10 protein-coding genes are annotated in these 11826 nt (G+C 29.8%); all 10 read right to left on the bottom strand.

Annotated features, from left to right (window positions below; genetic code table 11):
- Positions 1-702: 702 nt before the first annotated feature.
- Entirely contained in the window at positions 703-888 is a 186-nt protein-coding gene (locus M9Q43_RS13920; RefSeq protein WP_262319465.1) for a hypothetical protein, read from the bottom strand.
- A 65-nt stretch (positions 889-953) separates the two neighbouring features.
- Positions 954-1514, bottom strand: coding sequence for a DUF6934 family protein (locus M9Q43_RS13915; RefSeq protein ID WP_262319464.1), 561 nt, complete (start codon positions 1512-1514; stop codon positions 954-956).
- A 58-nt stretch (positions 1515-1572) separates the two neighbouring features.
- Positions 1573-2277: a M48 family metallopeptidase gene (locus M9Q43_RS13910; protein ID WP_262319463.1), complete on the bottom strand. Its 705-nt coding sequence runs from the start codon at positions 2275-2277 to the stop codon at positions 1573-1575.
- Positions 2277-5645 (bottom strand): type I restriction endonuclease subunit R, encoded by a 3369-nt coding sequence (locus tag M9Q43_RS13905; protein WP_262319462.1) that lies wholly within the window; start codon positions 5643-5645, stop codon positions 2277-2279. Before M9Q43_RS13905 ends, M9Q43_RS13910 begins: the two co-directional genes overlap by 1 nt.
- A 67-nt stretch (positions 5646-5712) precedes the next feature.
- Positions 5713-6255, bottom strand: a complete 543-nt coding sequence (locus M9Q43_RS13900; protein WP_262319461.1) for a hypothetical protein — start codon at positions 6253-6255, stop codon at positions 5713-5715.
- Positions 6245-6925, bottom strand: a complete 681-nt coding sequence (locus tag M9Q43_RS13895) for a DUF3800 domain-containing protein (protein ID WP_262319460.1) — start codon at positions 6923-6925, stop codon at positions 6245-6247. Before M9Q43_RS13895 ends, M9Q43_RS13900 begins: the two co-directional genes overlap by 11 nt.
- Positions 6926-6937: 12 nt before the next feature.
- Positions 6938-8209 carry a restriction endonuclease subunit S gene (locus M9Q43_RS13890; protein WP_262319459.1) on the bottom strand — a complete coding sequence of 424 codons (1272 nt, stop codon included), beginning with the start codon at positions 8207-8209 and terminating at the stop codon, positions 6938-6940.
- Between the two features lie 9 nt (positions 8210-8218).
- Entirely contained in the window at positions 8219-9757 is a 1539-nt protein-coding gene (locus M9Q43_RS13885) for a type I restriction-modification system subunit M (RefSeq protein ID WP_262319458.1), read from the bottom strand.
- A 6-nt stretch (positions 9758-9763) separates the two neighbouring features.
- On the bottom strand, positions 9764-10321 hold the full coding sequence (locus tag M9Q43_RS13880) for a restriction endonuclease subunit S (RefSeq protein ID WP_262319457.1): 558 nt from the start codon (positions 10319-10321) through the stop codon (positions 9764-9766).
- Positions 10322-10413: 92 nt separating this feature from the next.
- Positions 10414-11826 (bottom strand): YfjI family protein (locus M9Q43_RS13875; protein WP_262319456.1); only part of this gene is annotated, 1413 nt, incomplete at its 5' end.

The raw sequence follows: 11826 nt of genomic DNA, 5'->3' as shown, positions 1-11826 counted from the left end.
TGCTTCATCTGTTCTGTTGAAAATATGTTTTCTTATTTTAATGAAAGCATCTTTATTATTGAGTAGCATCAAGACAGCTTAAAAGCAATTTACTACTAAACGTCTGGCAAATAAAAAACTATACTCTTGTGGGCAAATTTGATTTTTGAGGATGCCTGACTTGTCTTTTGAAATGGGTATTTTCTATTTACTACAAATGTTGTTGTGTTACGTTATGGCATCTTCAAAAAACAATGAAAATACTTTACCGCTTTTGGGTGGGAGCGTTGGCTGAGCGGATATTTTACATAATGAAATTATAGTTCTAAAAAAAAACCATCGAAAATATTAACGCTTTTTTTTGAACTATAATGTTGCCTTCATTATGTAAAATAGCTTGGGAGTGGTTTTTAGCGTTGGGAAGCTCTTGTTTTTCGAGCGTTGGGAAAGTGCAGGGCTTTTTTTGCCTGTTTTATGTGCGATGGGGTTGGGAAAATAAAACAGGCAAAAAATGCTTTGCACAGATTGGAAAAAAACAAGTGCTTAGAGCGTTGGGAGAAAACCACTAGAGCGTTGGCAGAGCGTTGGGTTGGGTGGGTGAAAATACTTCAGCGATAGCGTTCCTATTTTTTTAATATAAATTTTAAAACATTAATGAAATAGTATAAATAAAAAAACTCTCCTAAAAAATTAGAAGAGTTTATAATATTTGAGTTGTGACAATTAAATAGATTTCAACTTATTATTTAGCTTATTAAAATTATCGTCCGAGCCAATAATTTTGCTTACTAATTGAATTTTATTTTTACCAAATGTATCGTCTAAAGATACACGCTTATCTTTATCCTGAAAAGTTACAATTTGCTTTTTCCCAGAACTTTCAATTAATTTTCTTAATAACTTACTCATAATCAAGAGGTGTTTATTATACAAAAGTAATAGATTATTTTAAATAATCTAATTTATTTAACAATTTATTCGCCTTTATATTCTTCTTTTAATTCAAAAACAATAAAGTGATAGTGTTGGCTATTTTGAATATTGAAAGGTTCATAGTCAATATTATCAACGTTTATAGCATCTGTTACATCTTTACCTATAGGTGTTTCAACAACATTTAAATTTTGTATGATCCCTCCCTTAACGGTAAAATATGTTGATAACAAATCTATTTTATCACATATTTTCATTTTGTAAAGTCTATGTTTTAAAGCTGTATTCCCATAGAAAGTTAATTTACTTTCTGTATTATTAGATAGAAAATCTAAAGCACATCCAAAAACTGTTGTCAAAACCTTATCAGCATCAGATTTGTTATTATCTCTTGACATATCAGATACTGCTTCAATACCATCATCTGAAATAGTAATATTCCCAAAACCTAAGTTATAATAACCTTCTAAACTAGGGTATTGAATAACAGAAACCCGTTTTGGCACTTCTTTTTCACCAATGCTTACAAAATCATATTTATAGTTAATGGGATTGCCATCGACTACTTCAAAAGGATATGATTGATTTAATAGTTCATCCATATTTTTTTATTTATATCAAATTTTATCTAAATGTTAGGCTTGTATTTTTTTTACAATTTTAGACCAAGCTATATTCTAACTTTATTTTCCACTTTTTCCAATCAGGCATTATTTTTTCTTGTAATTCATAGAATGCTTTGTTATGGTTGTGATGCACTAAATGACATAGTTCGTGTATCATTACATATTCAATACTTCCTTTAGGTGCTTTAATTAGTTCGGGATTTAATATTACTTTTCCTTTTACTGTGCAACTACCCCAACGCTTACTCATTGAGCGTATTTCTACTAAAGGTTTTTCAATATCATATTTAGTAAAGAGATTTATTTTTTCTTCAAGAACTGAATTAAAATGTTCAATTGCTTTTTCTCTATACCAATTTCTCACAACAGTTTCTACCTTAGTATTTGATTTGTGCTGTACAACTAATTTACCTCTGTATGCCTTTACTTGATTTATTTGACCTATTTCTGATTGTAAAATATATTGTCTTCCAAGATACAAATGTGTTTCTCCATTAATATACTTTCTAGCCGGTGTTAAAGGATGATAGGATAAAAATTCATTTTGTTGTTTTAATATCCAACGTGCTTTTTCCTTAACTTTTTCTTCAATTTTATCATTACTTGTATCTGATGGAGCATATACCTTTACTGAACCTTCAGGAAATACTTTTATACCTAATGTTTTTCTATCTTGAAAAATTAGTTCATAGCTTATTTCCTTTTTGCCGTATTTAATATTGTTGGTTTTAACTATCATTATACAAACTTGATTTTTGCAATATTTAATCCTTGTTCTACTAAATCATCTATTTGTTTGAATGAAATATCTAAATCATACTTTGCTTTTAAATCAAAAATATAATCATCAATAGCAATTTTAATTTTACCTTCAATATCTGTTTTGTTTTGCCAATCAATAATTAATATTTCATCTTCATAAACAATTGAACGAATGATAGCATCTATTTCTACTGCAATTTCTATTGCAATTTCTGTTTTAAAAACTAGCTCTTCTTTAAATATTTCTTTTACTAAATTGTAGATAGCAATACCCGTATCATTACCATTTAATTCATCTGGAATATTGTTTCTTTTACCGCTTAAAAATTCAGCTTCAAACTCTTTAACCTTTCTTAAATATTCTGCTTCTGTAATGCGTTCTAAACGATATGTTTCAATTGTCTCACGAATTAAAGCCGATAAGTTTTTATAATATATTGGGTCTTCATTAACTTTTACATTAATAGCTCTAATTGTTCTACTAGCTATATGGTCTGCTTTTGCTGCTTTACCTGTTAGTTTTTCAACTTCTGCTTCTCTTTGTTCTTTATCGAAAATGTTTACTAAATCTGTTATCCTTAACATATCACCTTCAGTTGTAATATGCTTGTCTATTAGTTTTTGTATTTGTGGTTCGTAAGAGGCATAATCTGCTTCGTCAGAATATCTTCTTTTAACTGAAATTCTTAATTCCAAAAAGAATTTTAAATCCTTTTTGTATTTGGCAATTACTTTATCAGGTGTTTTTGTTTCAAACTCATAACTTGATAATGCTAATTTTAGCAACCTTGCAAATATTGATACCTTTTCATAAAAGTTATGTCTTATTTCTTCATCTGCTAATAACACTTCATAAGCTGGTTCGTCATACTTATTAGATACGGTTTTGAAAATATCCCAAACTTCTGAATGTGCTTGTGGAAGTTTTTTAATTTCATCGTTGATATTAGTAAAAGTACCCGCTAAATCTTCTTCATCATAAGCATTATCGCCTGAATAGGTTTCTAAAGCTTTGTCTAAGTTTTCAAGGTTACCATAATAATCAATGATATATCCGTAATCTTTACCCGGATGTAATCTGTTTACCCTTGCAATAGCTTGTAATAATGTATGCTCTCTTAATGACCTTGTGATGTATAAAACAATGTTTCTAGGAGCATCAAAACCAGTTAATAGTTTATCAACAACAATAATAATTTCTGGTGTATCTTGTTTTTTAAATGCACTAATGATTGATTTTTCATACTTTTCAGTAGTACCGTATTTATCCATTTTAGCTTTCCAAAATGCTTTTACTTTATCATCAACCTTATCAAAAGCGTCTTCTTCTCCTTCTCGTGTATCAGGTGCAGAAATAATTACTTCGGAAGTTACTTTTCCTATTTCATCAAAATATTCTTTGTACTTGATTGCTGTTGCTTTGTTTGGGGCTACTAATTGTCCTTTAAATACTGTTCCTTGCCAATTGTCTACAAAATGTTCAACAATATCCCAAGCTCTTGCATAAATAATTTGGTCAGCCTTATTTAGCATATTCTTACTACTGTACTTTCTTTTTAAAGCTGCTTTTCCGTAAGGTGTTAATGGTTCAGAGATTTTATTAAAATAATTGTCAATTGGATTGTCATTTACTTCAATTAAATTGTGTCTTCCCTCATAAAGTAAAGGAACAACTGCACCATCAGCAACCGCATCATTTATAGAATAAACATCAATTAAGCCACCAAATTTATTAGCTGTACTTTTTTCCTTTTTCATTAATGGTGTTCCTGTAAATGCTAAAAAGCAAGCATTTGGGAATACTTGTTGCATTCTTACGTTGAAAGAACCATATTGACTACGATGTCCTTCATCTACCAAAACAAAAATTTCAGAAGACAGAAAAGGTGTTACAGAAGCATCTACCGCTGCTTTAAATTTGTGTATTAAAGTAGTGATTACAGCATCGCCAGGTTCTGCAATAAGATTTAATAAACTTTTGTCTTTTTTAAGTTTTTCAAATTCTTTATCTGATAGTTTTTCTCCTTTTAATTTTTTGATAATTTCTTTTGATGCTCCAACTTCTGCATTTTCTACAGGAAATTGACACTTTTGAAATGTTTCTGTTATTTGACTATCTAAATCTATACGGTCTGTAACTAATATGATTTTAGGATTTTTAATGTTAGGATGTGCCGCAATCAATTGAGCTAACATAACCATTGTTAATGATTTTCCGCTTCCTTGTGTGTGCCAAATTACACCGCCTGTGTATTTGTTATTTGTTTTAGTATTTAAACGTGCTAACGTGTTTTTAATCCCAAAGTATTGTTGATACCTAGTTATTTTTTTTACTCCATCATCATATACTATATAATTGAACATTAAATCTAATATTCTTTTTGGTTGGCAAAAACTGAAGATTAGTTTATCTTGTTCCGTAACGGTTTCTGCATTATCAACCACATTAGAGATAAACTCATTTCTTTTTTCGTGCCAATCAATTAATTTATTCCAATCGTCTTTGTTTACTGATTTTGTTTTGATGTCTGAAATACTTTCTTCCCAAAGCACTTGTTCTTCTTTGGTTTTAAATAATTCTTTCCAAAAACTCCAAAACTCTTTAGGTGTTGCAGTTGTTGCAAACTTTGCATCGTTTACAGCAATAGACATTACTATGTTTGAATAAAGATATAATGAACGTATGCCATCATCTTGTTGATTGCGTAAGTGTTGTTCAATACCTTTATCGATAGGCTCTTTTACTATTGGACTTTTACATTCAATAACCACCATAGGAATACCATTTATAAATAAAACTATATCTGGTCGATAATGGTCGTTTCTTTCTGAACGTAATACACTAAATTCTTCGGTAACATGATAGGTGTTATTTTCAAGGTTTTTCCAATCAATATATTGAAAAGAGAAACTCTTTTTGTCACCTAAAATTGTTTGTTCTAGACTTTTTCCTAATGTTATTAGTTCATAATAAGCTTTATTAGCTGCAATATATCCATCTTGAACAGGTAAATCTCTTAATGCAAGTAAACCATTACTTATATTTGCATCTGTAAATTCAAACTCTTTTTGCTTGTATTCAATCTTGTTTATTTTACGCAATTGTTCCTTTAGAATATCTTCTAATAAAACATTAGAAGTCCTATTGCCTCTAGCTTCAAGAGCTTCATCAGGTGTAAGATATTGCCAACCTATATTCATTAAAAGTTTTAATGCAGGTAGTTGTGCTATATGATCTTCTATAAAAGATGGAGTATTCATATCTATTGATTTATCTTTATTAATAGCGTTTTTTGGTACAACTATTGTTTTATTAAAATTAATTACTATCTTTGCAGTGTTCATTCTACCATACTAGTGAGAATTGAATTACGAAGTCCGATACGCCCAGAAGTGTACCGGACTTTGCGGTTTAATACACTATTGGCAATCTATTTTTGAACTTATTTTTTATCATATTTGGACCACCATATTTTTTTTCTAAATAATAAGCAGTAATAAAATAATAATCAATCCCACTACTTTGTGGCTCTAGTATTATTACATATTCTTTCTCTTTATTATGTATATAAGTTCTAATAACATCTTTACCATCAATTCTATTGTTACTGCTAAAAACTTCAACTTCAGAAGTAATTAATTCGTTTATATGTGGTAATATCCAATGTAGTCTTTTTGACCTTTCAAAATCAAAGACGTTTCTTGTTTTAATTACTTTACCTCTTTTGTCCTTTTCAACATCTTCTGTTTTATGTGTTAAATGTTTAAATAAGCTTTCTACATCTATAACATCTTCTTTTTTTAAAGGACGTATAATTTTAGTTCTAAAATTGAAATCTTCATTGTCAGCAATATCTCTGTCAAAAACAGCTCTCAATGAAACTTTCCTTTGTGCCTCTGTAAAATGATTGATTTCTAAAAAGGCATCATATTTTTTAATTAGATTAATTGCCATTTTTTAAATCGATAAAAAAGAGGTTGAACTTATTTTCTGCTTTGTTTGTTTTTTGAGTTAGAGGTTTACCACAATGTCTTTCTATTTTTTCTATAATATTATTTTTTGCAGTAACAATATTCATTCCTCTTAATTTATAATTTATAGCTCCCATCAACACATCTGTAAGTTGCATTAGTTCACTTTCGTAGGAACGGATAACTTGAAGGTTTCTAATATTATTATAGTCTCTTTCGAGGTATGTTTTAAGATTTCTTGCTTTAAGATATGATTGTGTATCTTTTATATCAATATAAATATTGTAATTAAATTCAGGATTAATTTTTTTGTTGAGTAATTGATAATACATTTTATCGTAAAAATCGTTATGATTTTGATTATGCGATTTATGGTCTAACTGAGACTTATCTATTACAATTGCTCTAAAGTTTAAATCACTATTAAAAAAATAATCAACCATTTCATTATAAAAAGGATATTGCGATTTTGAAATTGAACTCCATTTCATTTCTCCTTTATAGAAATGTTTCATTTTCATTTCTCTAATGTTTTGATTGTGCATTTTAAGCAAATGATATGGCGTACTGATGTAGGACAAAATCATAAAAGGTTGCCCATCATTTTCTATATGGGTACTTTCGTCGCAATAAAAATTATATGTTTTACTCATAACTGTTTTTTCTTATTTTACATTCACTCTTATTTTTCCTGTTAGCAACTGCTGCATTAATCCTTTCTTTTGTAACTGTAATGCTTCTAGCTTGGTTTCGTAGCTTTTTAATTCTTGGTCTGCTGTTTCTAATGCTAATGCGATAGCTGTTTGCTCTTCATAAGATGGAACGTTAACTTTAATTTTAGAAAACTCTTGCCATCTTAAGCCACCTCGTCTATCAATAGAACCTTCCATTCGTTTTTGATACTCTTGGATATAAGTATTAGATTTTAATACTCTAAATAGAAATTCATCATTAATATCATCGTCTGTTTTAAAAACAGTGTACATTGGACTAATTAATGCTTTCTCATATTTACTTTGATAACCAATTGAGCCTTCTTCAATGTGATTGGTAGCATAAGCAAAAACATTTTTCTCAACTATTTTATAAGTTTTGAGATTATCACTATAAATTTTTCTGCCAAAATATTCTAATGAAGGAACTAAGCCGTTGTGTTTTGTGCAAGATAAAACTATCAAATCTTCATCTTCCTTGTTTTTCGAGGATATTTCTATTGAAATATCTTTTATTTTTTTAAGCTTCCACAATTCGTCAAAACCACTTAATCTTTTTTTCCCTTTTAGTAATTGTTGTGCAAGTCCTTTGTTTCTATCTTTTAATGTATTTATTGTTGTTTTACAGTTTGTAATAGCATCATCCCAAGTAGAAAGGATTTCGGCTATTTTTTGTTGTTCAATAATAGATTTAGGATATACTATCTTTATTGTCTTTAGGTCTTTACTGTAAATGTGTCTTACAGTCGAGCCTGTAACTAATTTAATTATTTGTGATTTCTGAAAATTTATAATGTAACTTAAATAAACATAATCAATTTTTATTGTTGGTCTTAAAATATTGATATCTCCACCCAAAATAACATTGTCTAATAGAATTGTTGAAGCTTTTGCCAACCCTTCAGGCGTAACATCAGATGCAGGCATTAAAATGTCACCATATCTACTGAGGTTCCCTGATTTAACATTAGTAGAAGAAACAATATTTTTGATTATTTCATTATATACTGTAAATAATTCACCATAATGAATACATTTAAAATCACCATTTTCTACAATATCTGTTTTAGAAAGATTACTTCCTTTGGAGAATGATATTATTTCAGCTAACCTTTTTATTTCCCAGTCAATTGGGATTATCCCAATAGCTGTTTCCTTGTAGCTGTTTGACATCGTATTAATATTATTGTGGCTTAATATCGGAGTTGTATTGATGTTGCTCATATCTTTATTTTAAAATCCTAGCTCCATTAAATACTTGTTCATTTTATCTTCAACCGAAACCAATTCTTTTTTTAATGATACAATTGTTTCTTGTGTTTGTTTTACATCAATAGCTACTTCCTCTTCAAACGTATCTACATAACGAGAAATGTTTAAGTTATAGTCGTTTTCTTCTAAATCTTTTATGGTTGCTCTAAATGCATATTTATCTTCTACAACAACACCCTTTTCAGAATTTAAAGGAGTGACTTTTTGAAAATTAACATAAGTATCAACTATCCTTTTAATATCACTTATTTTTTCAGTATCACGAAGTTTGTTTTGATTTTTACCTGCTTCATAACCTTTGCTAGCATCTATAAACAATACATCCGTATTATTACCTTTTGCTCTATTAAAAATTAAAATTGAAGCCGGAATACCTGTACCAAAGAATAAGTTTGCTGGCAAACCAATTACTGCTTCTAAAAGATTTTCTTCTATTAATTGTTGACGAATTTTACCTTCGCTACTTCCACGAAACAAAGCACCGTGAGGCATAATAACCCCAACGCGTCCTGTATCTTCATAAGTAGTTTCAATCATGTGGCTAATAAAAGCGTAATCGCCTTTACTTTTTGGAGGAACTCCTCTATGGTAACGGTTGTGCATATCAGCAATAGCAGTTTCTGCACCCCATTTGTCTAAAGAAAATGGAGGATTTGCGGTAACGATGTTGAACTTCATTAAATTATCTCCTTCTAGTAAACGAGGATTGTTTAAAGTATCTCCCCACTCAATAGTAGCATCGTCTATCTCGTGCAAAAACATATTCATACGAGCCAATGCCCAAGTGCTTCCGTTTACTTCTTGACCATACAAAGCAAAGTTGTTACTTCCTACTTCTTTAGCCATTTTTATTAATAGCGATGCACTCCCACACGCAGGATCACAGATACGGTCTCCTGGTTGTGGATTTAATAATTTTGCTAATAGTGTTGATACTTCGCTAGGTGTGTAGAACTCGCCCGATTTCTTACCTTCTTCACCGGCAAACATCGAAATTAGATATTCGTAAGCATCACCAATAATATCATTACCATCTAAATGAGAAGGCTGTAAATCCATTGCTGCAAAATCAACCAATAAATTTTTAAGTCTTCTGTTTCTATCTTTAGTTTGTCCTAGATTATTTTCTGAATTAAAATCGATGCTTCTAAAAACTCTGTCTAATTTACTTCTGTTAGCATCTTCAATACGTTCTAATGAAGTGTTGATTAACTCACCTAAATTAGGTTCGTTTCTGTTTTCAAAAAGAAATTCAAAGGTTGCGTTCTCTGGAAGTTTGAAACGCTCATTTGCTAAGGCTCTTTCAATACGAGCTGTGTCACCGTTGTATTTTGTAGCATAGAAATTCTTTTTGTCTTTCCAAACATCCGATACATACTTTACAAATAACATAGTTAATACATAATCCTTGTATTGATTACTATTCAGCACACCTCTAAAAGTGTCACAAGCTTTCCAAACGATTTGATTAATTTCTTTTTGTGTGATTTTATTTTCCATAGTAATCTATTTTACGATTTTATTAATTATACCTTGAAACAAGGCTTTTTTATGTTCTATAATTTGATTTGATAATTTTATTTCTTCTGAATGCAAGGCACTAATTGTAGCTATATTGTTTTGTATTTCCAATTTTGGTATGTCAATCATAATACTTTCTAATTCACCTTTTCTAATAGATGGAATAGAACTACCAGCACCCATACTTTGAAACTGACTTTGGTATTTTTGAGAGTTAAACAAAGTTGTAATATAATCAGGATTTACTTTTTGTTTATTTGGTCTAATAACATAGAATATAGAAGAAGCAATTGCTGGTCCCATAGATTTATTATAAGTCCAAGCAAAATTTCTAAATCCTTTACCCACAAAAAGCACATCACCATCTTCTAAAAGGTGACTTTCATTTTTATTGTCTATATTTACAAATGCATCTATAACACTTTGAAGATTACCAAAATCATCAAAGTTTTTAGCTTGCAGGTATTTAGCAAAACCCTTTTCAAGTGGTTTTACATAAAGTCCAAACTTTATATTTGCAATATCTTTTAACTGTTTCTGCATCTATACTATTTTGTAGAATGTTTCAAATTTTTTACAAAGATATAAAAAATAATTGAATATCCTAATAAATATTTTTGTAGAGTTATTCAAAATTATAAAATCTTTTCATAAAACCCTGTTTTAGGTTGTTTTAAATACTTACCTAAACATGATTTAAGAAAATTACCCACTGAACGCTCTTGAATATCAAACTTTTTACCGATTTCAATTGCTTCTTTTCTTTGGAAGTTGTTAGGTAATGCGTCAAAGAATTTCTTTTTGTTTTCACCTGATTTAAATGGCCCTTGTCCTACTTGCTTTGGCAGATTAGTAAACATTATAACACTGTGTTGAATGTAGGTTTTTGTTAGTGTTAATGCTGTTTCAAAATCAATATCTGAACAATAGATTTCTTTGTGATAATCATTTGTTGCAAACTTTCTTATAGCTGTGAAAATCATACAAAAACGATATAATATCAATCCTAAACGCTTAACTATACTTAGGGCATCTTCACTGACAAAAGTGTTTATTTGTTCTAAAAACGAACTGAAAATAGGATTAAATCTTTCCCATTGTTCTTCGGTTAAATGTAAAATCAATTCGTCTCTTTCGTAAAACTCTACCAACTTTAAAACTAATTTTGATTGTTCTGTGAAATAGTCTGTTAAGTTTACAGGGTTTCCTTTTGGTGATGGGTCTAACCATATTGCATCTGTTTTAAAAACATAGAATATAAATCGACTAAATAAACCATCTTCTGCTGATGCAATAATATTAAATACTTGTTTTGGTGTTCCTGACAATGCTACAGCCAATTGCGGATTTTCAACTTCTAAATATTCGCCATCTGTTTTGATACTTTTCGATATTCTTTCGTGATGAAAAGATTTTCGTAACATATCTGAATACGAACCCCAATCATTTTTAAATGTTTGTCCTAATGTATCTGCTTCGGTTTCACAAATAATTCCTCTACCATCGTTCCAATCTAAATGCTGCATTATTTTTGCATTACTCGTGTTTGCCGGAATATAAACAACTTTAAATTTTGGAGGCATTGGCATTTCTTGACCTGGTTCTAGCTTTCCTTTACCTTTTAATGTTTTGTAAGCTGATAGATTTTCTTCATATATTTTTTTGTCATCTAATGATAGTGCTAATGTTTTATTGTGGTATTTATCGGCTAATGCTTTTGCAAATTTTAATGCACCTTTCCCTGAAGCTGCTGGAGCTAAAATAAATGAAAACAAACTTGGATAAACAACACTACCACCATACAGCCCCGATACATTAGGTAAGCAACCTGAGATAATTGCTAAAGCACCCGTTAGAAAAACATCTCTTTCTCTTTCTTGAGTGAATGCTTGACAGCTTTCAAACAAAATAGGTGGTAGGTTATCGTAAACCGATTGTGGAATTGTTGGAGTTGCTTTTAGACAATCTTCATAATCATCAAAATTATTGTCAGTATTTATAACACTATCTGTTTTGGAACTTTGCATGTTTGCAAACTTTGCAAACTT

The sequence above is a fragment of the Flavobacterium odoriferum genome (assembly GCF_025499515.1).
Taxonomy (GTDB): domain Bacteria; phylum Bacteroidota; class Bacteroidia; order Flavobacteriales; family Flavobacteriaceae; genus Flavobacterium; species Flavobacterium odoriferum.
The sequence above is the reverse complement of the archived record's forward strand: the minus strand, read 5'-3'. Positions and strand labels throughout refer to the sequence as shown.